The 22,906-nt window shown below is 73.2% G+C and carries 21 protein-coding genes; 12 read left to right on the plus strand and 9 right to left on the minus strand.

The window, feature by feature from the left end:
- Nucleotides 1-180 precede the first annotated feature (180 nt).
- Nucleotides 181-873: a metal-dependent transcriptional regulator gene (locus tag ACFVVO_RS13495; protein ID WP_020940714.1), complete on the plus strand. Its 693-nt coding sequence runs from the start codon at nucleotides 181-183 to the stop codon at nucleotides 871-873.
- A gap of 303 nt (nucleotides 874-1,176) precedes the next feature.
- On the plus strand, nucleotides 1,177-2,037 hold the full coding sequence (locus ACFVVO_RS13500) for an alpha/beta fold hydrolase (protein ID WP_390054493.1): 861 nt from the start codon (nucleotides 1,177-1,179) through the stop codon (nucleotides 2,035-2,037).
- A gap of 12 nt (nucleotides 2,038-2,049) precedes the next feature.
- On the opposite strand, the gene ACFVVO_RS13505 is transcribed toward ACFVVO_RS13500, so the two are convergent.
- From ACFVVO_RS13505 to ACFVVO_RS13515, 3 genes are all read right to left on the minus strand, one after another.
- Complete coding sequence (locus ACFVVO_RS13505; RefSeq protein WP_390054495.1) at nucleotides 2,050-3,636, minus strand: transporter; 1,587 nt, start codon at nucleotides 3,634-3,636, stop codon at nucleotides 2,050-2,052.
- Nucleotides 3,637-3,644: 8 nt separating this feature from the next.
- Nucleotides 3,645-4,421, minus strand: coding sequence for an ABC transporter ATP-binding protein (locus ACFVVO_RS13510; RefSeq protein ID WP_390054496.1), 777 nt, complete (start codon nucleotides 4,419-4,421; stop codon nucleotides 3,645-3,647).
- A 62-nt stretch (nucleotides 4,422-4,483) separates the two neighbouring features.
- Nucleotides 4,484-5,137 (minus strand): bifunctional DNA primase/polymerase, encoded by a 654-nt coding sequence (locus ACFVVO_RS13515; RefSeq protein WP_390054497.1) that lies wholly within the window; start codon nucleotides 5,135-5,137, stop codon nucleotides 4,484-4,486.
- Nucleotides 5,138-5,413: 276 nt separating this feature from the next.
- Here ACFVVO_RS13515 and ACFVVO_RS13520 point away from each other — a divergent pair, with 276 nt between their 5' ends.
- Nucleotides 5,414-6,799: a transcriptional regulator gene (locus tag ACFVVO_RS13520; RefSeq protein WP_390054498.1), complete on the plus strand. Its 1,386-nt coding sequence runs from the start codon at nucleotides 5,414-5,416 to the stop codon at nucleotides 6,797-6,799.
- A 292-nt stretch (nucleotides 6,800-7,091) separates the two neighbouring features.
- Complete coding sequence (locus tag ACFVVO_RS13525) at nucleotides 7,092-8,735, plus strand: hypothetical protein (protein ID WP_390054500.1); 1,644 nt, start codon at nucleotides 7,092-7,094, stop codon at nucleotides 8,733-8,735.
- Between the two features lie 30 nt (nucleotides 8,736-8,765).
- Here ACFVVO_RS13525 and ACFVVO_RS13530 read toward each other — a convergent pair whose 3' ends face one another.
- Nucleotides 8,766-10,094: an ABC transporter substrate-binding protein gene (locus ACFVVO_RS13530; RefSeq protein ID WP_390054502.1), complete on the minus strand. Its 1,329-nt coding sequence runs from the start codon at nucleotides 10,092-10,094 to the stop codon at nucleotides 8,766-8,768.
- 117 nt (nucleotides 10,095-10,211) lie between these two features.
- On the opposite strand from ACFVVO_RS13530, the gene ACFVVO_RS13535 reads away from it, so the two are divergent.
- On the plus strand, nucleotides 10,212-10,712 hold the full coding sequence (locus ACFVVO_RS13535) for a hypothetical protein (protein ID WP_390054504.1): 501 nt from the start codon (nucleotides 10,212-10,214) through the stop codon (nucleotides 10,710-10,712).
- 113 nt (nucleotides 10,713-10,825) lie between these two features.
- Nucleotides 10,826-11,707: a formyltetrahydrofolate deformylase gene (gene purU / locus ACFVVO_RS13540; RefSeq protein WP_390054506.1), complete on the plus strand. Its 882-nt coding sequence runs from the start codon at nucleotides 10,826-10,828 to the stop codon at nucleotides 11,705-11,707.
- 15 nt (nucleotides 11,708-11,722) lie between these two features.
- On the opposite strand, the gene ACFVVO_RS13545 is transcribed toward purU, so the two are convergent.
- Both ACFVVO_RS13545 and ACFVVO_RS13550 read right to left on the minus strand, forming a co-directional pair.
- Nucleotides 11,723-13,003 carry a maleylpyruvate isomerase N-terminal domain-containing protein gene (locus tag ACFVVO_RS13545; RefSeq protein WP_390054508.1) on the minus strand — a complete coding sequence of 427 codons (1,281 nt, stop codon included), beginning with the start codon at nucleotides 13,001-13,003 and terminating at the stop codon, nucleotides 11,723-11,725.
- Nucleotides 13,000-13,581 (minus strand): RNA polymerase sigma factor, encoded by a 582-nt coding sequence (locus tag ACFVVO_RS13550; RefSeq protein ID WP_390054509.1) that lies wholly within the window; start codon nucleotides 13,579-13,581, stop codon nucleotides 13,000-13,002. Before ACFVVO_RS13550 ends, ACFVVO_RS13545 begins: the two co-directional genes overlap by 4 nt.
- Before the next feature lie 333 nt (nucleotides 13,582-13,914).
- On the opposite strand from ACFVVO_RS13550, the gene ACFVVO_RS13555 reads away from it, so the two are divergent.
- From ACFVVO_RS13555 to ACFVVO_RS13565, 3 genes are all read left to right on the plus strand, one after another.
- Nucleotides 13,915-14,295, plus strand: coding sequence for an STAS domain-containing protein (locus ACFVVO_RS13555; protein ID WP_358930876.1), 381 nt, complete (start codon nucleotides 13,915-13,917; stop codon nucleotides 14,293-14,295).
- A 179-nt stretch (nucleotides 14,296-14,474) separates the two neighbouring features.
- Nucleotides 14,475-14,987, plus strand: coding sequence for an EF-hand domain-containing protein (locus ACFVVO_RS13560; RefSeq protein ID WP_390054511.1), 513 nt, complete (start codon nucleotides 14,475-14,477; stop codon nucleotides 14,985-14,987).
- Between the two features lie 558 nt (nucleotides 14,988-15,545).
- The gene (locus tag ACFVVO_RS13565; protein ID WP_390054513.1) at nucleotides 15,546-16,133 is read left to right on the plus strand and encodes an ATP-binding protein; all 588 of its coding nucleotides are present in this window, start codon (nucleotides 15,546-15,548) and stop codon (nucleotides 16,131-16,133) included.
- 314 nt (nucleotides 16,134-16,447) lie between these two features.
- Here ACFVVO_RS13565 and ACFVVO_RS13570 read toward each other — a convergent pair whose 3' ends face one another.
- Nucleotides 16,448-17,443 (minus strand): GlxA family transcriptional regulator, encoded by a 996-nt coding sequence (locus ACFVVO_RS13570; protein ID WP_390054515.1) that lies wholly within the window; start codon nucleotides 17,441-17,443, stop codon nucleotides 16,448-16,450.
- Between the two features lie 71 nt (nucleotides 17,444-17,514).
- Between ACFVVO_RS13570 and ACFVVO_RS13575 the strand changes: the two genes are divergently transcribed.
- Together ACFVVO_RS13575 and ACFVVO_RS13580 are read left to right on the plus strand one after the other, a co-directional pair.
- Nucleotides 17,515-18,828, plus strand: a complete 1,314-nt coding sequence (locus ACFVVO_RS13575) for an MFS transporter (protein ID WP_390054516.1) — start codon at nucleotides 17,515-17,517, stop codon at nucleotides 18,826-18,828.
- Between the two features lie 61 nt (nucleotides 18,829-18,889).
- Nucleotides 18,890-19,801 carry a hypothetical protein gene (locus ACFVVO_RS13580; RefSeq protein WP_390054518.1) on the plus strand — a complete coding sequence of 304 codons (912 nt, stop codon included), beginning with the start codon at nucleotides 18,890-18,892 and terminating at the stop codon, nucleotides 19,799-19,801.
- A gap of 35 nt (nucleotides 19,802-19,836) precedes the next feature.
- Here ACFVVO_RS13580 and ACFVVO_RS13585 read toward each other — a convergent pair whose 3' ends face one another.
- Entirely contained in the window at nucleotides 19,837-21,030 is a 1,194-nt protein-coding gene (locus ACFVVO_RS13585; protein ID WP_390054520.1) for a flavin-containing monooxygenase, read from the minus strand.
- A 299-nt stretch (nucleotides 21,031-21,329) separates the two neighbouring features.
- On the opposite strand from ACFVVO_RS13585, the gene ACFVVO_RS13590 reads away from it, so the two are divergent.
- Nucleotides 21,330-22,211, plus strand: a complete 882-nt coding sequence (locus tag ACFVVO_RS13590; RefSeq protein ID WP_390054522.1) for a GNAT family N-acetyltransferase — start codon at nucleotides 21,330-21,332, stop codon at nucleotides 22,209-22,211.
- Between the two features lies 1 nt (nucleotide 22,212).
- Here ACFVVO_RS13590 and ACFVVO_RS13595 read toward each other — a convergent pair whose 3' ends face one another.
- Nucleotides 22,213-22,881 (minus strand): pyridoxal 5'-phosphate synthase, encoded by a 669-nt coding sequence (locus ACFVVO_RS13595; protein ID WP_390054524.1) that lies wholly within the window; start codon nucleotides 22,879-22,881, stop codon nucleotides 22,213-22,215.
- Between the last annotated feature and the right edge of the window lie 25 nt (nucleotides 22,882-22,906).

Below are 22,906 nucleotides of genomic sequence, written 5' to 3' on the forward strand. Positions count from 1 at the left end.
GGTGTCAATACGGCGGGTGTTCCTGGGGGTACTGGTGTCCGATGGGTGCCGGCGTCGGCCCCGGGTGGGGGCTGTTCGTTTGGTTGGTGCGGCACGGTTGTCGGTGGTATCCGGCAGAATTGAAGTCAGGGCCAGCGCACGCGCCGGGCAGGTTCCGGCAGAGGTAATCGAGGGGCACGTATGTCCGGACTGATCGACACCACGGAGATGTATCTCCGCACCATCCTCGAGCTCGAAGAGGAAGGCGTCGTCCCCATGCGCGCCCGCATCGCGGAGCGGCTTGACCAGAGCGGGCCGACGGTGAGCCAGACCGTCGCCCGCATGGAGCGCGACGGGCTGGTGTCCGTGGCCAGCGACCGGCATCTGGAGCTCACGGACGAGGGGCGCCGGCTGGCCACGCGCGTGATGCGCAAGCACCGGCTGGCGGAGTGTCTCCTGGTCGACGTGATCGGCCTGGAGTGGGAGCAGGTGCACGCGGAGGCGTGCCGCTGGGAGCACGTGATGAGCGAGGCCGTGGAGCGCCGGGTGCTCGAGCTGCTGCGGCACCCCACCGAGTCGCCGTACGGCAACCCGATCCCGGGCCTGGAGGAGCTGGGCGAGAAGGACGGGGCCGACCCGTTCCTGGACGAGGGCATGGTGTCGCTGGCCGACCTGGACGCGGGGACGGACGGCAAGACGGTCGTGGTCCGGCGTATCGGCGAGCCGATCCAGACGGACGCGCAGCTCATGTACACGCTGCGCCGTGCGGGCGTTCAGCCCGGTTCGGTGGTGAGCGTGACGGAGTCGGCGGGCGGTGTGCTCGTCGGCAGCGGCGGTGAGGCGGCCGAGCTGGAGGCGGACGTCGCCTCACACGTGTTCGTCGCCAAGCGCTGACATGGGAGGGCCCCGGCGCCTGTCGGCGCCGGGGCCTGTCCTCCCCTGTTGCTGACCCGGAGCCCCGAGCTCCCAGGGTCATTCCCCTCGGACCGCTTTTCCCCGAGTGGTCCGCCTCCCGCCAGAAAGATCCCCTCGGCGGCGGCGATCATTCCTCGGGAGGCGTCACTCGAATGAGGGGTGTTGCTAGCAGAGGCAGTATTTTCGAATAGGCATTCGATAGTCTGCGGCGGCAGGAACGACGGACGGCGAGAACGGCAGTACACCGGTACGAGGCAGGCGGAGCTGGGGGGTACCAGGCCGATGGCACGACGTATCGACGTGATGGGAACGGGCGGGGTGCGCCTGGCCGCCTGGGAGTATGCCGACGCTCCGAAACCGGAGGCGGAGCCGGGCGCCCCGAGCGTGCTGTTACTGCACGGCCTGATGGGCCGCGCCTCGCACTGGGCGTCCACCGCCCGCTGGCTCGCCGAGCGCCACCGCGCGGTCGCCCTCGACCAGCGCGGCCACGGCCGCAGCGACAAGCCCCCGCAGGCCGCGTACGGCCGGGAGGCCTACGTCGACGACGCCGAGGCGGCCCTGGAACAGCTCGGTCTCGGCCCCGCCGTCCTCATCGGCCACGCCATGGGTGCCCTGACCGCCTGGCAGCTCGCCGCCAGGCGCCCGGACCTGGTGCGCGGCCTGGTCGTCTGCGACATGCGGGCCTCCGCGCTCGGCGCGGCCTCGCAGCGGGAGTGGGCCGAATGGTTCCGCTCCTGGCCCGTCCCCTTCGCCACCCTCGCCGACGTCCGCAAGTGGTTCGGCGAGGACGATCCCTGGGTGGAGCGGCCCAATCCCTCGCGCGGCGAGTTCTACGCCGAGGTGATGCACGAGTCCGCCGACGGCTGGCGCCCCGTCTTCGAACCCGACCAGATGCTCCGCACCCGGGAGAGCTGGGTGTACGACGCCCACTGGGAGGAGCTGGCCCAGGTGCGCTGCCCCACGCTCGTCGTGCGCGGTCTTGACGGGGAGCTGGGGCGCGCCGAGGCGCAGGAGATGGTGCGGGTGCTGCCGCTCGGCGAGTACGCGGAGGTCGCCGATGCCGGCCACCTCGTCCACTACGACCAGCCGGTGGCCTGGCGGGCCGCGGTAGAACCCTTCCTCAAGCGCCTCGCGGCGGGCTGACCCTCCCTCACGTCACCCCTTGCTCACCGCCGTCAGGATCTCCGGCAGGCGGGCCGCCGTGCGCGGCGCGGCCAGCCTCAGGCCCCCGAGGGTGATCCCCGCCCCGTACGCCGCCCCCAGCGGCAGCAGCACCCAGGTCCACGCGTCCCCGCCCGCGCTGACGTTCAGCCAGATCGTCGCCGCGATGACGGGGGAGCAGAGGAGGGCGGAGGCGACCATGCCGCCGAAGACGGAGATCCAGGCGAGCCCGACCTGCCCGGGCGCCACGTTCTTGTGGCCCTCCTGCGGGATGGAGTACGGGAAGCCGGCCGAGGTCCAGGCGCCGGTCGCCAGCATGGCCCCGAGCAGGGCCAGGGACAGGCCCAGCACCTCGGGCAGCCGGTCCCAGGCGCCCAGCAGCGCGGTGGTCAGCACGGTGACGAGCACGGCGTACGGCAGGGTGATCACCAGCAGGGCAAGTGCCCGCCCGCGCAGCTCGGCGTAGGCGTCGCGCGGCGAGGAGATCGTCATGGCCACCATCCAGAACGCGGAGGTGTCCTGCCCGAACTGGTTGTACATCTGGATGCCGAGCATCCCGGCGGCGAAGCACGCGAAGTAGACCGAACCGGTGCCCTGGACGGCGTTGAGGACCGGCACGATCAGCCCGATGGCGAGCGAGGTCACCCACGCCGACTTGGTCTTCGGGTCGCGCCAGACGTAGCGCAGGGTGCGCTCCATGACCGTGCCCGTGCGCCCGCCGGGCAGCAGCCGGCCGAGCCCGCCCGAGGAGGCGCGGTCCCCGGCGCCGGCGTCCGGGTCCTGCAGGGTGGACCCGTCCGGCGCGGTCATCAGCCGGTTCAGGCTCCGCGCCCACAGGGCGACCAGCAGCGCCAACGCAGCCAGCGAGAGCAGCAGTTGACCACCCGCCACACCGTACGACCCCTCGCTCGCCGAGCGCACCGCGCCCACCGCGGAGGCCGGCGGCACCCAGGCCAGCACGTCCGCGACCGGGCGCAGCGGCCCGAGTCCAGCCGAACCCAGGTGCTGCGCGCCGAAGTTGACGAGCTGAGCCCCGACGGCGATCACCAGCCCGCTGAGTACGGCGAGATCGCGACCCTTCCTGCTGGTCAGCAGCCGTACGTTGGCGGCGGCGACGGCCCGTGCGAGCGCCACGCAGACCAGCAGCGCGACGGCGACGGCGATCACCGCGGCGACGTACCCGGCGGTCCCGTGCGCCACCGACAGCGCGCATCCGGCCAGGACCAGCAGCGTGAACAGCGGCCCGATCCCGACCAGTGAGGCGGCCAGCAGGGCCCGCACCAGGGGACCCGGCCGCAGCGGCAGCATCACCAGCCTGGTGGGGTCCAGGGTCTCGTCACCGCCGGGGAAGAACAGCGGCATCACGGCCCAGCCCAGGGCCAGCACGGCGGTGCCGGGCACGGCGACGGCCTCGGCGTGCGCGTGCCCGCGCAGCGCGAGCAGGCCCAGCAGTTGCAGCAGGGCGAACAGCAGCGCGACGACGGCCGAGGCGGCGAACGCGGCGCGCCGGCCCGCCGACTGCCGCAGCCCGTTGCGCAGCAGCGACAGCTTCAGCCGTACGACGACGGAGGTCGTGCTCATGGTGGTCGTCATCGGGCCGCCCCACCGCCCAGCCAGTCCAGATGGGACGCGGAGTCCCGGCCGCGCGCCCCCACCAGCTCCAGGAAGGCCGCCTGCAGCGTGGGGTGTTCCCCGCGCACCTCGGCCAGCGTTCCGGTGGCGCGGATGCGGCCCGCCGCCATGACGGCCACCCAGTCGCACAGCGACTCGACCAGCTCCATGACGTGGGAGGAGAACACGACGGTGGCGCCGGAGGCCGTGTACCGCTCGAGTACGCCCCGGATCGTCTGCGCGGACACCGGGTCGACGCCCTCGAACGGCTCGTCGAGGAAGACGACCTCGGGATTGTGGAGGAGAGCGGCCGCGAGGCCGATCTTCTTGCGCATGCCGGTCGAGTAGTCGACGACGAGCTTGTGCTGCGCCCCGGCGAGATCGAGCACGTCCAGCAGTTGCGCGGCCCGCTTGTCGGCCTCGGCGCCGGGCAGTCCCCGCAGCCGCCCCGAGTACCCGAGCAGTTCGCGCCCCGACAGCCGCTCGAACAGCCGCAGCCCCTCGGGCAGTACGCCGATCCGCGCCTTGACGGCCACCGGGTCGCGCCACACGTCGTGCCCGACGACCTCGACGGACCCCTGATCGGGTCGCAGCAGCCCGGTCACCATGGACAGGGTGGTGGTCTTCCCGGCGCCGTTCGGCCCGACCAGCCCGATGAACTTCCCGGCGGGCAGGTCGAGATCGATGCCCCCGACGGCCACCTGCTGCCCGAATCGCTTCCAGAGCCCCCGTACACACACCGCAGCTTCGGTCATGCACGAAGGCTACGGCGGCCGGTCCCCCCAGGTATGCGGGACCGTGCCCGCCGTGCGGATCGTCAGCGGTCCCGGCCGCACGCGTAGGCCAGCGGCGGGATCAGCTCCTCGGCGTCCGGCAGCCACCGGTTCGCGGGGGTCGGGCGGCAGGCCCACTGCACGGCACCCCGGGAGCCGAACCTGGTCGGGGGAGCGGCGACGTAGTTCCCCTCACCCAGGGCCACCAGATCCAGTGAGGCCGGCGACCAGCCCAGCTTCCGTACCAGGTCGGGGACCTTGGCGGTCGCCCCCGGCAGCACGAAGAACTGCATCCGCCGGTCCGGGGTCAGCGTCACCGGCCCGAGGGTCAGCTCCATCCGCTCCATCCGGGCCAGCGCCAGGAACCCGGCGCTCTCCGGGACGGACACCGCGTCGAAGGTGAGCCCCGTGGGCAGCAGGATCGACGCCGCCGGCTGCTTCTGCCACATCCGCCGGGCCCCGGTCGCGCTGCCGGTCGCCTGAGCCGCCCAGTCGGGGCGCGCGGGGTGCGCACCCGGCGCGGGGCAGGAGGCATCGCCGCACGAGCAGCGCTGCACCCCGTCGACGGGTTCCAGCCAGGTGCCCGGGAACACGTCCCAGTGCCGCTCCTCGGCGTAGCGTACGGCGGTCTCCAGCAGCGACTGCCCGCGCTGCTGCGGAATCTGGGCGGCTTTGGTGCCCGCGATCGTCTCTTCCACGCCCCACTCAACTCCCGCGCTCACCTCGGGTTACGGCCGGAGCGCGCGCGGGGGAGGAGCATCCTTTTCGCATTTGGGGCGCATGGGTGCACGGGTGGGGGCGCGCGGGAGGAACCGGGGCGGGATCTGGGTAGCCAGGGAGGGGGGTGGCATCTGCCGTTACCCCGGCAAACCGCACATGTCACGCATTGACGGTATGTCAGCTGGGCAGTGATCTTCTCGGCCGGAACCCTCCGGCCGGATCTTCACGCTCCAGGGGTTCGCAGGGGGTAGCGCATGGCCGCAAGGCCTCTCGTGGCGAGGCAGCCGAACGAACGGCTGCAGGCACTCATCCAGGAAGCGGGGTGTTCCAACGCAGGGCTGGCCCGACGGGTCAACATGTGCGGCGCCGAGCACGGTCTCGACCTGCGTTACGACAAGACGTCCGTGGCCCGCTGGCTGCGCGGCCAGCAGCCGCGGGGCCGGGCCCCGGCGATCATCGCCGAGGCGCTCGGGCGCAAGCTCGGCCGTACGGTCACGATCGACGAGATCGGCATGGCCAACGGCAAGAACCTCGCCTCGGGGGTGGGTCTCCAGTTCTCGCCGACGGTACTGGGGGCCATCGAGCAGGTCTGCGAGCTGTGGCGCAGCGACGTGGGCCGGCGGGACTTCCTGTCCGGCTCCTCCGTCGCCGCCTCCGCGCTGGTCGAGCCCAGCCGCGACTGGCTGATCTCGACGCCGGACGCCCAGGTGTCCCGGCAGGCGGGCCCGCGCGTGGGCCTGTCCGACGTGGCGGCCGTACGGTCCATGACCCAGGCGCTGACGGACCTCGACCACCAGTACGGCAGCGGGCATGTGCGCCCGGTGGTCGTGCACTACCTCAACAGCGTCGTCTCCGGGCTGCTCGCCGGGTCGTACCGGGAGGCGGTGGGGAGGGAGCTCTTCGCGACCGTGGCCCGCCTCACCGAGCTGGCCGGCTACATGGCGGTCGACACCGGCCAGCCCGGCCTCGCCCAGCGCTACTACATCCAGTCGCTGCGGCTGGCCCAGGCGGCCGGCGACCGCGGCTACGGCGGATACGTCCTCGCCGCCTCCATGAGCCACCTGGCCGCGCAGCTCGGCAACCCGCGCGAGATCTCCCAGCTCGCCCGCGCGGCACAGGAGGGGGCGCGCGGGCGGGTGACCCCGCGCGCGGAGGCGATGTTCCACGCGGCCGAGGCGCGCGGGCACGCCCTGCTCGGTGACGTGCGCGCGGCACAGGCGGCGGCGGGCCGGGCGGTCGGTTCGATGGAGCGGGCGGACGCGGCCTCCGGGGACGACCCGGCGTGGATCGCGCACTTCGACGAGGCCTATCTGGCCGACGAGCTGGCGCACTGCCACCGTGACCTCGGCCAGGCCGAGGCGGCGGCCCGGTACGCCGAGCAGTCGCTGGCCGGCCACCCCGAGACCCGGGCCAGGCGCCGCGCCATCGGCTATGTGCTGCTCGCCACGGCCCAGGTGCAGCAGCGCGAGATCGAGCAGGCCTGCGGCACCGGCCTGAAGGCGGTGGAACTGCTGGAGACGCTCCGCTCCAACCGGGGCGCCGAGTACCTGGAGGATCTGCAGCAGCGCCTGGAACCCTTCCGGGACGAGGCGGTGGTCAGGGAGTTCGGCGCCCGCCTCGACCTCCAGCCGGCCGCCTGAACGCACCGGCCCTCCCGTTTGGATCACGTCGGGCTCGCGGGCCCTGGCACCGCCGGACCCCGCTGCCTGATCCGACCTGATCCCAACGGGAGAACCTGGCCCCGCGGTCACGTGAACGCACGGCGAACGGCAGCAGGACGCACGATGGTTGCCATATACAGCGTGCCCCGGGGCGGTTTTGTTACCGCTGTCACAGGGAAGAAGATCGTGCCCTGAGCTGCGTGGCACCCGGCTCCGGGGACCCGGTAGCGTGAGCCGACGATTCCGAAGGTCCCCCAACGTAGGAGTCCCGGTGACGCAGAGTGGACAGGGCGAGGAGCCCTCGGCGCGGCCCGCGCACGAAGGCATCGTGCTGCCCTCCGACGGAGGCGAGCCCCTGCTGCCGGGCATGACGGGCCCCTCCGCCCCGGCCCCCGCGGCGCCCGCGGGCGGCCAGGCCTGGGGCGGCGCCTGGGGCCCCGACCGGCAGCAGCCGCAGCATCAGCAGGACCAGGGCTGGCCGCCGGCGGCCGCCCAGCAGTGGGGCACCCCGGAACAGCAGCAGCCCGCCGCCGGCGGCCCCGGCCCGCTGCCCCCCGAGGGCGCACCCGCCCCGTCGTACAACGACCAGGCGTACGGCCGGACCCCGGGCTACGGCCCGGACGGCGCGCAGCCCCAGTACGACGGCAACCGGCCCGCCTACGGAGAGAACCCGCAGTCCCCGTACGGCGAGAACCCGCAGTCCCCGTACGGCGCGGCCCCGCAGCCCGGCTACGGCACGCCCGACGCCTACCAGCAGTACCCGGCGCAGCCCGCCCCCTCGGCGCCCCTGCCGCCCGCCGCGCCGGACGCGTACCCGGCGCAGGGCGCCCCGCTGCCCCCGGCCGCCGACGGCGCGACCCAGTACATACCGCCGGTCCGGGCGGCGCACGCGGACGAGGGTGCCACCCAGTACATACCGCCCGTCCAGGGCTCTCCCGCCGACCAGGGCGCCACCCAGTACATCCCGCCGGTCACGCCGGGCGCGCTGCCGCCCGAGTCGGCCGGGGAGGAGACCCGGTACCTCGGGCGGGCCCAGCAGTCCCCCGCGCCGGCCGCCCACTCCGACGCGGACGCCACGCAGTACATCCCGCCCTACGCCGCCCAGGCGCACGGCGGGGAGCGGCAGCCGCCCGCCGAGTTCGACAACCTCTTCCGCAGTGGGCCGGGCGGTCCCGGCCCGGCCGGGACCACGCAGCAGATGCCGCGCGTCCAGCAGCCGAACGCCTACCCCGGCCCGGCGCAGCCCTCGTACGAGCCGCCCCTGGACGACGACCACGGGCGCCGGGGCCGCTCGCGAGTGCCCCTGATCGCCGCCGTCGGCGTCGGCATCGTGGTGCTCGGCGTGGGCGCCGGCGCGCTGCTCAGCAGCGGGGGAGGGGACAAGGGCACCGACGACAAGACCGTCGCCGCCTCCGCCCCGGCCACCCAGGGCTCGCCCTCGGCGGCCGAGTCCGCCGACCCGGCCGAGCAGCAGGCCATCGATCTGGACAAGCTGCTCGCCGACAGCGGCAGCAGCCGGGCCTCGGTGATCCAGGCGGTGGCGAACGTCAAGCGGTGCAACAACCTCGGCCAGGCCGCCACCGACCTGCGCAACGCCGCCAAGCAGCGCGGCGGCCTGGTCACCCGGCTGGGCCAGTTGTCGGTCGACAAGCTGCCGGCCAACGCCGAGCTGACCGCCGCCCTCACCAGGGCCTGGCAGGCCTCGGCCGCCGCCGACAACCACTACGCGGCCTGGGCCGACCAGGTCGGCGGCCGGAAGGGCTGCCACAAGGGCCAGGCCCGGGGCACCGGCCAGACCCAGGCCGGCAACCGGGAGAGCGGCACCGCGAGCGCCCAGAAGGTCAGGGCGGCGGCGCTGTGGAACACCATCGCGAAGAAGTACGGCCTGACCCAGCGCCAGCCGACCCAGCTGTGAGGGGGCCGGGGCGCCGGGCCGCGGGCCGGGTCAGACGAGGTCCGCTTCCTGGAGCGTGCTCGTCATGTCGGTGATCCCGTCGAATCCCGAGCCCGCGGTCTTCTTCGCCTCGACCAGCTTGCCGTCCTGGACCACCTGAAGGGTCACGTCGGCGTTGACCAGCCGGGGCAGGCCGAGACCGGCGAGCTTGCCCTCGTACGGCCAGCGCAGGGTCGGGGTGAGGCCGCCGGTGTACACCTTCAGGCCCTTGTCGAGGGTGTGCCGCACGCTGTCGGCGCTCACCTCGCCGTCACCGATCCGCTCCAGCACGGCCTTCAGCACGGTGTACGCGATCCAGGTGGTCTGCACCCCGGCGTCCGCGGGATCGATGCGGTTGTCGCCGAAGGCCTCCTTGTTGATCACCTTCTTCATCGGGTCCCACCGCGGGTCGGACGTCACCGGGTACCAGCCGGTGATGTACGCCCCCTCGTAGGGGCTCGACGCACCGCCCGTCGCGTTGATCACGCTCTGGTCGACGCTCCCCAGCACGGTCGCCGTGCGCACCGCCGGGAAGGCGTCGCGGGCCCGCCGGAAGGAGTCCATGAAGGTGCCGGTGCGGTCCCCGAGCGCCGGCACCACACAGCCCTTCCTCGTCACGTCCTTCGTCGCGGACCGCAGCGCCTGCTCGGCCTTGGAGTCGTACTCGGTGGCGTTCTCGGCGGCGAGCTGGTCGCCGGTCGCCGCGTGGCCGCCCTCCTTAAGACCCGAGTCGAGCAGGGTGGGCAGCTGGTCGCCGGCGATGCTGTCCGGGCGCACCAGGGCGACGGGGCCGCACGCCGCGGCCAGCGCCCTGCCGAGGCCGGCCAGCAGGGCGGGCTGGCCCCCGTTGACGGGGTACGACATCTGGCCGGTGAACTCGTCGTTGCTGATGCCGTAGCCGCCGATGTAGGGGATGCCGGCGCTCTCCAGCGGGGCGAGGTAGGAGTCGACGTACTGGCTGTAGGAGCCGACGACGGCGACCACGTCCTCGGCGGCCGCGCGCCGGGCGCACTTCGCCGCGCCCACGCTGTCGTTGTGGTCGTTGCAGGTCAGGATCTCGAGCTTGTGGCCGTTGACGCCGCCGTGGCTGTTGATCCACTTGCCGTAGGCGCGGGCCATCGCGGGCATGCCCGGCTTGTTGGTGGCGTCCGTGTTCTGCGGCGCCCACGTCATCACCTTGATCGGGTCATCCCCGGAGCCCCCCGTGGCACCGGGGATGACCCCGCATCCGGCGGTGAGCGACGCGACTGCGGCCAGTGCGCCCGCGGAGAGCAGGGCCGCTCTGACGGGCCGGGTGGAGGAGAGGGGGAAGGTGCTGCGGAAGCGTCGCCTGCCGGTCATGGACACACACGATTCCCTCACACCACTAACCCGAGAGTGACCCTCGGTCAATGAATGGTGACACCCCGGTGAATTCGGGGGGCCGGTGCGACTGGTCTGATGGGGAACGTACGATCGATGACCGTGCAAGGTTCGGAGAACTCTTCCCGTCGCGGCCGTCGCTCCTCCACCATGGGCGGCATGCCACTGAACGACATGCCGTGGTGGCGCTGGCGCAGCAATGTGCGCTCCGCGCTGCACATGCTCTCCGACCCGGGGTTCCAGCAGGACGTCTGGCTGGCCGGCGTCGACGGATACGGCGACGTCACCGACGCCGTGTACCGGCTGGTGGAGGACACCTGGCTGGACAACTGGTCGGCGGAGAAGTACGTCGGCACGATATTCCGCGACTCCCAGGAGGCGGCGCTGGTCGACACGGCCGTGCTCCGGGTGCTGCGGATCGTGCACCAGGTCGGCCCGGACGCGCCGGTCTCCGCCTACCTCGACCACCACGCGTGGCCGGAGGCGGTGCGGGCGGCACGGGACGCGCACCTGCGTCTCGCGGCCAGTGACGGCGACGACCCGGACACGGCCCCGCGCAGCCTTGAGGTCCTGCGGATCATGACGAGGACCGCGTAGGCGGCGGCGGGTCCTCCGCGGGGCCGCTTCCGGTGCCGCGGGCCGCTCCCGCCCCGTCCCGCCCTGCGGGACGACCGCCCGCGGCGGATGGCCGGTGTGGGAACCTGTGGTGCATGAACGAGCAGCCCGCCCGCGCCGCCGACCCGGCCGACCAGTACGTCCTCACCCTCTCCTGCCCGGACAAGCAGGGCATCGTGCACGCCGTGTCGAGCTACCTGTTCATGACCGGCTGCAACATCGAGGACAGCCAGCAGTTCGGCGACCACGACACGGGCCTGTTCTTCATGCGCGTCCACTTCTCGGCCGAGGCTCCGGTGACCGTGGAGAAGCTGCGGGCGAGCTTCGCGGCGATCGGCGACTCCTTCCACATGGACTGGCAGATCAACCGGGCCGACGAGAAGATGCGCATCGTGCTGATGGTCAGCAAGTTCGGGCACTGCCTGAACGACCTGCTGTTCCGGGCGCGGATCGGGGCGCTGCCGGTGGAGATCGCGGCCGTGGTCTCCAACCACACCGACTTCGAGGAGCTGGTGGGCTCCTACAACGTCCCCTTCCACCACATCCCGGTGACGAAGGAGACCAAGGCCGAGGGCGAGGCGCGGCTGCTGGAGATCGTGCGCGAGGAGCACGTCGAACTGGTCGTCCTCGCCCGCTACATGCAGGTCCTCTCCGACGACCTGTGCAAGCAGCTCAGCGGCCGGATCATCAACATCCACCACTCGTTCCTGCCGAGCTTCAAGGGCGCGAAGCCGTACCACCAGGCGCACGCGCGGGGCGTCAAGGTGATCGGCGCCACCGCTCACTACGTCACCGCCGACCTCGACGAGGGCCCGATCATCGAGCAGGAGGTCGAGCGGGTGGGCCACGGCGTCACCCCGGAGGGCCTGGTCGCCGTCGGCCGCGACGTGGAGTGCCAGGCGCTGGCGCGCGCGGTGAAGTGGCACGCGGAGCGCCGGATCCTGCTCAACGGACGCCGGACGGTGGTGTTCGCCTAGGGCCGGGCCGTACGCTCACAGCCGGCTCAGCCCCGCCGCGGCGAACAGGACGTCCCGGATCGCCTCGCGGTCGCCCACCTGCCCCGCCGCGGCCTCCTCCGGGGGCACATGGCCCGCGGCCAGGCGGCAGAACTCCACGCCGTCCAGGGCGACATGGGCCACCTCGAAGTCGGCGGAGCCCACCGCGCCGGGCGAGTCCAGCGGGATCAGCCACTCCCCGCCGGCCGCGCCCTCGATCTCCAGCCGGAGGCTGCGACCCGGCTCCCCGGCCGTGACCAGACGCGGCGGCCGGCCCGTCGCGGACAGCCCTGCCCGCCGCCGCTCGGCCAGCGCCACCGGCAGCATCCGGGCCGCCAGGTCGATCATCCGGTGCAGATGCCGCGGCGCGGGCGGTTCGTAGGGGTAGTCCACCGCCTCCGCGATGTCCTCCGCGTGCACCCAGCACTCGAAGGCCCGGTCCAGCATCGCGTCGTGCAACGGCAGCCCGAAGTCGCCGTACGGCACCGTGAGTCCGCCGGCGCCGCCGCCCGTGAAGGACACCGTCCGCACCAGCCGGTGGCTCTGCTCCCGCCAGGGCGCCCGCACGGACCGCGTCGGCGGGAAGTGCGACGTCCGCCAGAACGCGTCGGTGCGCGCGGCCGGTCCCGCCGCGGCCGGTCCCGCCGCGGCCTGTTCGCCGCCGACGGCCTCCGTGAGCGGATCGTCCAGACCGAGCGCCACCGCGACCAGCCCGTCCACCGACAGCAGATGGGCGATCACCCCGGCCACGGTGGTACGGCGGCTCGTCGCCTCGTCGGCCTCGAACCACCGCAACCGCACCGGCGCGTGCCACTCGGCGTCCCCGAAGTCCTGCAGCAGCGCGTCCAGCCGCGCGGTCTCGGCGTCGTACGGGGCCGCCCACCGGGGCACCGGGATGCGTGGCGGACGGCGGTCCAGGCAGCTCTCCAGGACGCGGGTGCGCAGGGCCGGGTCCAGGTCGAGGCTCTCCGGCTGGTGCAGCAGACCGACCGCCTCGCGCAGCCGCCGCGCCTCGTCCGCGCAGGCCCCGCAGTCGCCGAGGTGCTCCTCCACGGCCGCCGTCTCCGCCGCCGAGCAGGCCGCCAGGGCCCAGGCGCCGAGGAGCGACTTCAGGACGTCGTGCGACAGGTCGAGCGGCACGGGCGCGGGTTCCCCAGGATCGGCGAGGTCGGGCAGAGGCAGCCCGCTGTCCTCGACGGAGGCGCGGGGCGGCGGAATACGGGGCTCGCGGTCGCCGTGGGGCCCGTCGTGCGCCGCGAAGCCCTCGGGGCCGTTCACACCGCACCTCCGTATCCCCGCGGGGTGCCGGCGTCGTGGGCGGTGGACAGCAGCTGGAGGCCGAGGCGGAGCCGGCGGCGGGCCTCGTCCTCGGTGACGCCGAGGTCGACGGCGGCCTGCCGGTAGTCGCGCCGCTGGACGTAGGCCAGTTCGAGCGCGGCGCGCAGCGGGGCGGGCATGGAGTGGACGATGTAGTCGGCGCGGGCGGCGACCGAGGCGCGGCGCACCTTGCTCTCCAGGCTCTCCAGCTCCTCCACGGAGCCGCTCCCGCCCGGGGTGAGCGCGGCGGACTCGGTGGCGCGCAGCCGCTGCACGGCCAGCCGGTGGGTCACCTGGGCCACCCAGGAGCGCAGCGGGCCCTGCTTGGGGTCGTAGGAGTCGGGGTGTTCCCAGACGTGGGCGAAGACCTCGCGGGTGACCCCGTCGGCGGCCCGCTCGTCGCCGAGGACCCGGTGGGCGAGGCTGTGCACGAGGGAGGCGAAGCGGTCGTACAGCTCGCCGAGGGCCGCGGCCTCGCCGCGTGCGAGCCGCTGCTGCATCTTGTGGTCCCAGCGGGGCGGTACGTCCTTCTGCGCCATGTCGCCCCTCCCCTCGCTCTCGTCCGACAGGTCCAGCGTGTCTGCACCGTCATCTCGAATGTAGTCGGCACGTCCGACAACGCACGCCCCTTTGTGTCAATGTGCGCCCCCCGAGACGTCGCAGGTGATAGTGCCCCCTTCACACATTCTTCACTCAGTCGGCGTCCAAGTACGATCGAACAGGATCGATAGTGACTGAAACCAGCCCCTTGTCGACCGTGCACGGTTTGCGACCCGAAGTTTCAGGGAACGGCCGCTGGGCAGCCGCGCGGATAGAAACGTAGGAACTGCTTCCGTTTCCGGGCGGTTCCGCGAACCGGCGAGCGGAGGGGCGTGGCCGTGACATTCAAGGTGACCGGCGTCGAACAGGACGGGTGGGCCGTGCTCCAGGTCGGCGGTGAACTGGACCTGATGACCTCGCCGGTACTGCGCCAGCGGGTGCACGACGTGGTCGCCGAGGGCCACCACAGCCTGGTCCTGGACCTCTCGGAGGTCTTCTTCTGCGACTCCAGCGGCGTCGGCGTGCTCATCGCCGCCCGCCGGCTGATCCGCTCCTGCCAGGGCCGGCTGCGGCTGATCCTGCCGGACCGGGGCGCGGAGGACGGCTCGCACGTCAACCGGGTCCTCGGCGCGCTCGGCGTCCGCCGCCTCTTCGACGTCCGCCCCGACGTCGAGTCCGCCGTCACCGACGAGGCCGACCCGCTGTCCGCCTGAGCCCGCCGACAGGCCGGACCTGTCGGCCTGAGCACATCACGCGGCCGCCGCCACAGGGTTGTCGCGAAATTCCCCCGGTCTTGGCACAACGGCCGTTTTCCCGTCACCTGTCCGCCGCCCGCGACGTACGCTCCCAGCCGGATCAACCTCCACGTCGACATAAGGCGGCCCGAACAGACATGGTCAGCACCGAGTACGAGCGCAGGATCGCCGCCCGGTTCGCCGGCTTCGACCAGGACGGCAACGGCTACATCGACCGCGAGGACTTCAGCGCGGCGGCCAAGGCCCTGCTCGCCGAGTTCGCCGTACCCGCCCGCTCCGACCGGGGGCAGGCGCTCTACGCCGGAGCGGAGGCGTTCTGGCAGGGCATGGCGGGCATCGCCGACCGGGACGGCGACCAGCGCATCACGCGCGAGGAGTTCGTCACCGGCGCGGTCAAGCGCCTGCGTGACAACCCCGACCGCTTCGCCGAGATCGCCCGCCCCTTCCTGCACGCGGCCCTGGCCGTCGCGGACCCGGACGCGGACGGCCGCGCCACCGTCCGCGACACCGTCCGCGTGCTGCGCGTCCTGCGCGTCCCGGAGGACCTCGCCCTGGCGGCCGCCAACGCCCTCGACGCCGACGGCGACGGCAGGGTCGGCGAGTCGGAGATCGTCCCGGCCTTCGCGCGGTACTTCACCGTTCCCGAGTAGGGGTTGCCGTGCAACACGCCAGGGCGTGCATCCAGTTCGGGCGACCCTTGGCCCACGATGTCGCGGATCGTGGCGTACCGACATCACAGAGCGTTGATATCGGCTTGTGTCCTTGACGTGACTCGTCACGTCCCGGAGTCAGGCGTCCCCTCGGGTACCTTGTGTGGGATGCGAGTGGCCGCGAGCACGAGCCGAGCCGTTGGCGCGCCCGGGTCGTCCCCGGACCGCGCGGTGTGCGCCGCTGCTCGCGGGGCGGTACGGACCCAAGTCCCCGTCCGTTTCCCCGCCTGTTCGACTCCCCGGCAAGCGCGTCGCACAGTATGCCGTACGCGTACTCCTTCGCGCTGGAATATGCCCGAAGCGCTTGTTGGGGTGACTGTACGTCAACCATGCTGTCTCGTAAGGGAATCACGTTCCGTGACCCTTGCTCTGGCCGTTGTCCTGGCCATGCAGAAAATGGCTACGATCGTGGCCCTCGTCGTGGTGCGCGTCGCGGTTTGTGTCGCGGCGTTCGTGTGGCGCGGGGCCATGTGTCCGCCGGTTCGGATGGTGTGAGCGGTGCAGGTGCTTCAAGTGCAGCTGGAGATCCGGCCCGATCCCGCGGAGGTGGGGCGGGCCAGGAGATGGGCCCGTTCGCGGCTCTCCGGGCTCGGTATAGGGGCCGACGAGCCGTTGGCCGAGACGCTGGTCCTGCTGGTCTCCGAGTTGGTGACCAACGCCGTGGTGCACACCGGCCGGCCGGCCGTGCTGCGGCTCTCCCTGCCGGGCAGGGCGCCGGGAACGGCAGCCGACACGGCGGCGGGCACGGGAGCCGACACGGCGGCGGGCACGGGAGCCGACACGGCGGCGGACGCCGCCGGCCCGGCAGGCGCCACGGGTCCGGTCGCCTCGGCCACCGTACGGCTCGAGGTGACCGACACCAGCTCCCGCGCGCCCGTCCCGCGCTGCGCCGGCGGTGACGCCACCGGCGGCCGGGGCCTGGCGCTCGTCGACTGCCTGGCCGACCGCTGGGGCTGGCACTCCGAGGGCTCCGGCAAGAGCATCTGGTGCGAACTGGACCGCTGCTCAAAGTCCCGGGAGGGCGCGGCACTGGCGTACGGGGGCGGTCTGTCCGCGTACGAGGATTTCGCCTTCGAGGCGGTGTAGGCGTCCGGCGCCTCGGTGCGCCCCGGATGCATCCGTGCGCGGTCACCGCGAACCCGGCATAAACGGCCAATCGTCCCGACCGTGTTGACGGCACGTCACCGAGTGAACACGCTGGTGGACGACGATTCGCCGTGAGGGGACGGCGAGGGCCCGGGAGACGGCGGGGTCCTCGCCGAGCGCGGGTCGCACCGGACGGCGGCGCGAGGCCGAAGGCGGGGGCGCGCCGCCGGCCGGAGAGGGGCCGCCGGTCCCGGCTCACGGCACGGCGCGGGAACCGCCCGCGCCGCCATCCTTGTCCACAGGCTGTGGACAACTCATCGCACCGACCCGGTGCGGAAGGTCCGCCGGTACGCGGTCGGCGTCACCCCGAGCGCCTGCTGCAGGTGCTGGCGCATCGACTGGGCCGTGCCGAAGCCGGCGTCCCGGGCGACCTGGTCGACCGACAGCTCGCTGGACTCCAGCAGATGCCGTGCGCGTTCCACGCGCTGCCGGGTGAGCCACTGGCCCGGGCTGACGCCCACCTCCTCGCGGAACCGGCGGGTGAAGGTGCGCACCGACATGGACTCCTGCGCGGCCATGTCGCGGAGCTGGATCGGCTCGTGCAGCCGGCCGAGCGCCCAGGCACGGGCCGCGGTGGTCGTGGCGAGCTGCGGATCGGGCACGGGGCGCTCGATGTACTGGGCCTGGCCGCCGTCGCGGTGCGGCGGTACGACCGTGCGGCGGGCCACCTCGTTGGCGACGGCCGTGCCGTGGTCGCGGCGCACCATGTGCAGGCACAGGTCGATCCCGGCGGCCACCCCGGCCGAGGTCAGCACGTCGCCGTCGTCGATGAACAGCACGTCCGCGTCGACGTCGATCTTCGGGAACAGCCGCTGGAACCGCTCGGCGTCGGCCCAGTGCGTGGTCGCCGGCCGGCCGTCGAGGAGTCCGGCGGCGGCGAGGACGTACACGCCGGTGCAGATGGAGGCGAGGCGGGTGCCGGGACGGATGCGGGCGAGCGCGGCGGCCAGCTCGTCGGTCAGCCTGCCTTCGTCGTAGAGCGGACCGAGTTCGTACGACGCCGGGACGATCACCGTGTCGGCCGTCTCCAGCGCCTCGGGGCCGTGCACGACGTGCACCGCGAAGTCGGCGTCCGTGTCGACCGGGCCGGGCGGCCGGACCGAGCACGTCACCACCTCGTACAGGGGCCGGCCCGCGGCGTCCCTGGGGCGGCCGAAGATCCGGTGCGGGATGCCGAGCTCAAAGGGGAGCAGGCCGTCCAGGGCCAGGACGACGATGCGGTGCGGGCGGAACTCCTCGCCAACGGTCATGGCCCGATCCTAGCGAACACTGTCCTCCGGGCCACTCGTTGTGCGGGACCGGTTCGAGGACGCTCTATGACGTGACTCAGACAACCGAAGCCGCCGCTCCACACCAGGCCCCGCCCGCCCGGCGCCGCCGGGTGCACCGCGCCTGGTACGTCGCCGCCGTCACGTTCGTCACGATCATCGGCGCGGCGGCCTTCCGTTCCCTGCCCGGTCTCCTCATCGACCCGCTGCACCAGGAGTTCGGCTGGTCGCGCGGCACGATCGGCGCGGCCGTCTCGGTCAACCTGGCGCTCTACGGGCTCACCGCGCCCTTCGCCGCCGCGCTGATGGACCGCTTCGGCATCCGCCGGGTGGTGGCCGTCGCGCTCACCGTGATCGCGATCGGCGCCGGCCTGACCGTCTGGATGACGGCGCCCTGGCAGCTCATGCTGTGCTGGGGCCTGCTGGTCGGCCTCGGCAGCGGATCGATGGCGCTGGCGTTCGCCGCCACCGTCACCAACCGCTGGTTCACCGAGCGGCGCGGCCTGGTCAGCGGCATCCTCACCGCGGCCTCCGCGTCCGGCCAGCTCATCTTCCTGCCGGTGCTGTCCTGGACGGTGGAGAACCACGGCTGGCACCCGGCGGCCGTCACCGTGGCACTGGCCGCCCTCGCCGTGGTCCCGTTCGTGTGGATCCTGCTGCGCGACCACCCGGCCGACGTGGGCCTGAAGCCGTACGGCGCCGAGGAGTTCGTACCGAAGCCGCCCCCGGTCACCGGCGCCGCCCGCCGCACGCTCGGCGTCCTCGCCTCCGCCGCCCGCACGGGCCCGTTCTGGCTGCTGGCCGGCACCTTCGCGATCTGCGGCGCCTCCACCAACGGCCTGATCCAGACGCACTTCGTGCCCGCCGCGCACGACCACGGCATGCCGGTCACGGCGGCGGCCTCGCTGCTGGCGGTCATCGGCGTGTTCGACGTCGTCGGCACGATCGCCTCCGGCTGGTTCACCGACCGCTTCGAACCGCGCCGGCTGCTCGCCGTCTACTACGCCCTGCGCGGTGTCTCGCTGCTGTTCCTGCCGATGCTGCTGGGCCCGTCGGTGCACCCCCCGATGGTCTTCTTCATCGTCTTCTACGGCCTCGACTGGGTGGCCACCGTCCCGCCCACCCTGGCCCTGTGCCGGGAGCAGTACGGCGAGGACAGCGCCATCGTCTTCGGCTGGGTGCTCGCCTCCCACCAGGTCGGCGCGGCCCTGGTCGCCTTCCTCGGCGGAGTCGCCCGTGACGTCTTCGGCTCCTACAACATGGTCTGGTACGCCTCCGGCACCCTGTGCGCGGTGGCGGCCCTGATGGCCCTGGTCATCCGCCGCCACCCGGCGATCCCGGTACCTGCCCTCGCCCAGCCGGTCTAGGGAGATCGTCGAGGGCAAGGGCGGTGGTGAGGGCCGCACGGGGGCTTCGTAGGCTGCGCCCATGGGGTGGGGAGAGACACCGGGAAGACCCGGCGGGAACGTGTACTGGTCGGCCGCCGACCTGGGCGCGGCGGCCGCGATGGGCGGGGCGCAGCTTCCGGCGGCGGGGCTGCTGTGGTGGATCGTCGTCAGCACGGCCCACGACGACTACGGAGCGGGCTCCGTCGACGCCCTCGGGGCACTCTGCGTGCTCCTCTTCGCGCCGCTGCTGCTGCCGCTGCTCGGCATGGCGCTGACCTTCGTCCTCACCCTGCCCGCGGTGGTCCTCGCCCGCCTGGCCGGCCGTCGCCCCGGCGGCCCGTCCTGGCTCTGGCACCTGGTGACGCCGCCCGCCCCGGCCCTCTTCTGGGGCGGTGTGACGGTACCGCTGTGGTCCCTCACCACGTCCGTCCCGGTCCTGACGGCCCTGGGCGTCCTGCCCACCCTCTGGGTCGGGTGCGCGCGCAGGCGCGCCTGGCGGCAGTGGGGCGTGTGGTGGCGCGCGGCGGTCGGGTCGGCGGTCCTCTTCTTCGTGGCTCTGGGCGGCGGGTTCCTCGCCACCGAGACGGGCGTCATCGAGCAGTACGAGCCCCCGGAGTTGACCACCGCCCGGCTCGCCGGGGTCTGGCACGGCGACGGCGGGGCGGAGCTGCGGCTGAGCCCCGACGGGCGGGCGACCGCGGTGCGGCTGCCGGCCGAGCCCCCGGACTACGACTGGCTCGCCCACGAGTACGTCAAGTGCGCGGGCGGCGGCACCTGGAAGCCGCACCACCGGGACGACCTGGGCCGGAACGGCATCCTGCTGAGGCTCGACGGCGACTGCGGTGAGGACACCGAGTGGTCCTTCGGCGGCACCGAGGAGGACCCGGAGCTGTACGTCCTGTTCGGCGATCCGGACGCGGGCCGGCTGTGGATCCTGAAGCGGACCGGGTGACCTGAGTCGACGTCAGAGGAGCCCGAGCGGTGAGGTCACCGCCGGGCGCCCGCCGCGAGCGTCCTGGCCACCGCCCTGGCGACCCGCTCCGCGTCGATCGCCAGCTCACGGAACATGCCGCTGATCGGATTGGTGAACCCGGTGAAGTACAGGCCGGGGGCCCCGTCCGGCGTGCGGGGCCCGTGCACCACGGGTCTGCCGCGTCCGTCCAGTACGCCCAGGTGCCCGACCAGCCCGTCCAGCGCCCGTTCGTACCCGGTGGCCGCGATCACGGTGTCCGGCGTGAGACGGCCGCCGTCGGCGAGGACCACCTTCCCGTCCTCGAACCCCTCGACGGCGGCGACGATCTCCACCTTGCCGTCGCGCACCGCGTCGACGATCCCGACGTCCTGCACGGGGATGGCCCCCTCGCGCACCCTGCTGTACAGCCCGCTGTCCGGGCGCGGCAGCCCGTGGGCGGAGAGATCCGGGGTGATGAACCTGCCCAGGGCCCGCGCGAGCCGGTCCACGAGCGGCACCGGCAGCCGCCGGACCAGCACGCCCGTGTACTGGGCGGCCCATCCGGCCGTCGAGCGGCGCACGATGTGCGGGGCGGTGCGCACGGCCAGGCGCACCCGCGCGGCGCCGCCCTCCACCAGGTCGACGGCGATCTCGGCACCGGTGTTGCCGATGCCCACGACCAGCACGTCCCGGTCCGCGTACGGCCGCGCGTCGCGGTACTGCCCGGCGTGCAGGAACTCCCCGCCGTAGCCGTCCAGGCCCGGCCAGTCGGGCACCCGCGGGGTGTGGTTGTGGCCGGTGGCGACGACCACCGCGCTGCCGGTCAGCTCCCGCCCGCCGGAGGCGTGCAGCACCCAGCCGTCGCCGTCCCCGGCGCGCTCGACGCGGAACACCTCCACGCCGGTGACGATCTCCAGCTCATGGTGCTCGGCGTACTTCTCCAGGTACCGGACCACGTTGTCCCGGGACACCCAGCGCCCGAACCTGCGGGGCATCGCCAGGCCCGGCAGGGCCGACAGGCGCCGGGTGGTGTGCAGGTGCAAGCGGTCGTAGTGCCGCCGCCAGGAGGATCCCACCCGGTCCGACTTCTCCAGCACCACGGCCCGCACCCCCCGCGCCCGCAGCGCGTACGCGGCGGCCAGTCCGCCGGGGCCGGCGCCTATGACGTAGACGGGACGGTCGGCGGGGGGCGCGGAGAGGCGCGCGGAGGAGGGACGGGAGTCGGCCATGAGCGCGAGCGTAATCACACACCCGGTTGATGGGTCTCGGTCAAGACCGGAATTGGTTGCGGATTGATCACGTGTGTAGGGAAAGTGGGTGGGATCGGTGGCCGAGAGGCGCCCCGACGGTCCGGCCCGCTGCTCAGCCCTTCGTCTTCCTCCGGTACCCGGAGATCCTGGCGACCCGTTCGACGAACTCGCCCCCGGTGATTCACGGCGTGGCCACGGCCCGGGCTTCCGTCGCGGGTCGCGGCCCGCAACGGGAAAACCGCTGTTCCCGCCGGACGGCCGAGCCGGAACATGGGCGCATGCGCCCTGACGACTGGCACCTGACCGACGACCCGGACGAGTTCATGGCCCGCGCGGGCGGCTTCCTGCGCTCCCGTCCGGCCCTGCACACGGTCCCGCTGACGGTGCTGGACGCACTGCGCAGCCGGGGGCGGAACCTGTACAGCGACGAGACCCCGCTGTTCGGCCTGCTGCGGGACGAAGCCGACGGCATCCGCGCCACGTTCCTCCACACGCCCCCCTTCCCGCTCCACCTCACCCCGCTCGGCCCGGAGGGCACCGAGGCGCTGGCGACCCGACTGGCCGACGTCGGCCACCTCACCGGTGTCTCCGGCGAACGTGACACGGCGGCGGCCTTCGCCGCGTCCTGGCAGCGGCGAACCGGCACGACAACCCGGCTCGCGCAGCGCCAACGGCTCTACGAACTTGTCGAGTTGAGCACTCCGCAGCCTCCCCCCGAAGGCCGGGCCCGGGTGGCCGGCCCGGCGGACCGGGACCTGCTGAGGCGCTGGTACGACGAGTTCAAGGACGCGGTCGGGCAGAGCGCCGGTCAGGGAGCGGGCCCCTGGGCCGACGCCCGCATCGCCCACGGCGGCCTCACCCTCTGGGAGACCCCCGACGGCACGCCCGTCTCCATGGCCGGTGCGACCCCGGAGACGGCGGGCCAGGTCCGGGTGGCCCCGGTGTACACACCGGCACACCTGCGCGGCCACGGCTACGCGGGCGCGGTGACGGCGGAGGTGAGCCGCACCGCCGTGACGGCCGGGGTGGCCCACGTACTCCTCTTCACCGACCTCGCCAACCCCACCAGCAACGGCCTCTACCAGCGGATCGGATACCGGGGGGTGGCGGACTTCGCGGTGTGGGGGTTCGGGGGCCGAATCCGCCACGGGGCGGGGTGAGTCACGGCCACAGGAGGTTCTTGCTCCAGCCGAATTCCGTGCGCCGGTATTCGAGGCGCACGTGGCGGCGGTCGGGGTCGCCCTGGAAGAACTCCACCGTCTCCGGGCGCAGTCGGTACAGGGTCCAGGTGGGGGAGGGCTCGGACGGGTTCTCCCGGGCCCGTTCCCAGGCCGCTTCCGACACCTGCCGCAGCTCCTCCAGTGAGGACAGTTCCTCGCTCTGCCGGCCGGTCAGGGCTGCCGCCAGCGCGCCTGTCGAGCGTGCGTGCAGGTCGGCCAGGCTCTCGTGCGACGGGGCCGACGCCACCGTGCCGCGCACCCGCACCTGGCGGCCCAGCGCCGGCCAGTAGAAGGCCAGGGCCGCGTAGGGGCGGGCGGTCAGGGCGCGGCCCTTACGGCTCGTCGAGTGGCTCGCGAAGGACCAGCCGTCCGCGTCGGCGCCGTGCATCATGACGATCCGTACGTCAGGCCTGCCCTCCTCGTCCGTCGTCGCCAGCGACATCGTGTGCGGCTCCGGCTGGCCGGCCTCCACCGTCTCCGCGAACCAGCTCGTGAACAGGGGCAGTGGCGTCGGGGGAGCCGTGTCCGGGTCGAAGGGGCGCAGCTCGGTGGCCCCGGGGGCCCAGACCCGCAGGGACCGCAGCATGTCGTGGAGATCCTTTTGTGCCATGGGGTGAGTATGGCCCGGGCGGCGG

The organism is Streptomyces sp. NPDC058145 (genome assembly GCF_042884245.1).
Lineage (GTDB): Bacteria > Actinomycetota > Actinomycetes > Streptomycetales > Streptomycetaceae > Streptomyces.

What these genes read in the sequence shown, in the direction of transcription:
- ACFVVO_RS13510 (WP_390054496.1), bottom strand. Translation starts at nt 4,421, where the DNA reads ATGACCGAAGCTGCGGTGTGTGTACGGGGGCTCTGGAAGCGATTCGGG.
- ACFVVO_RS13550 (WP_390054509.1), bottom strand. Translation starts at nt 13,581, where the DNA reads ATGGCGCAGAAGGACGTACCGCCCCGCTGGGACCACAAGATGCAGCAG.
- ACFVVO_RS13520 (WP_390054498.1), top strand. Translation starts at nt 5,414, where the DNA reads ATGGCCGCAAGGCCTCTCGTGGCGAGGCAGCCGAACGAACGGCTGCAG.
- ACFVVO_RS13570 (WP_390054515.1), bottom strand. Translation starts at nt 17,443, where the DNA reads ATGACCGTTGGCGAGGAGTTCCGCCCGCACCGCATCGTCGTCCTGGCC.
- ACFVVO_RS13500 (WP_390054493.1), top strand. Translation starts at nt 1,177, where the DNA reads ATGGCACGACGTATCGACGTGATGGGAACGGGCGGGGTGCGCCTGGCC.
- ACFVVO_RS13530 (WP_390054502.1), bottom strand. Translation starts at nt 10,094, where the DNA reads ATGACCGGCAGGCGACGCTTCCGCAGCACCTTCCCCCTCTCCTCCACC.
- ACFVVO_RS13495 (WP_020940714.1), top strand. Translation starts at nt 181, where the DNA reads ATGTCCGGACTGATCGACACCACGGAGATGTATCTCCGCACCATCCTC.
- ACFVVO_RS13580 (WP_390054518.1), top strand. Translation starts at nt 18,890, where the DNA reads ATGGGGTGGGGAGAGACACCGGGAAGACCCGGCGGGAACGTGTACTGG.
- purU (WP_390054506.1), top strand. Translation starts at nt 10,826, where the DNA reads ATGAACGAGCAGCCCGCCCGCGCCGCCGACCCGGCCGACCAGTACGTC.
- ACFVVO_RS13595 (WP_390054524.1), bottom strand. Translation starts at nt 22,881, where the DNA reads ATGGCACAAAAGGATCTCCACGACATGCTGCGGTCCCTGCGGGTCTGG.
- ACFVVO_RS13585 (WP_390054520.1), bottom strand. Translation starts at nt 21,030, where the DNA reads ATGGCCGACTCCCGTCCCTCCTCCGCGCGCCTCTCCGCGCCCCCCGCC.
- ACFVVO_RS13535 (WP_390054504.1), top strand. Translation starts at nt 10,212, where the DNA reads ATGACCGTGCAAGGTTCGGAGAACTCTTCCCGTCGCGGCCGTCGCTCC.
- ACFVVO_RS13560 (WP_390054511.1), top strand. Translation starts at nt 14,475, where the DNA reads ATGGTCAGCACCGAGTACGAGCGCAGGATCGCCGCCCGGTTCGCCGGC.
- ACFVVO_RS13590 (WP_390054522.1), top strand. Translation starts at nt 21,330, where the DNA reads ATGCGCCCTGACGACTGGCACCTGACCGACGACCCGGACGAGTTCATG.
- ACFVVO_RS13505 (WP_390054495.1), bottom strand. Translation starts at nt 3,636, where the DNA reads ATGAGCACGACCTCCGTCGTCGTACGGCTGAAGCTGTCGCTGCTGCGC.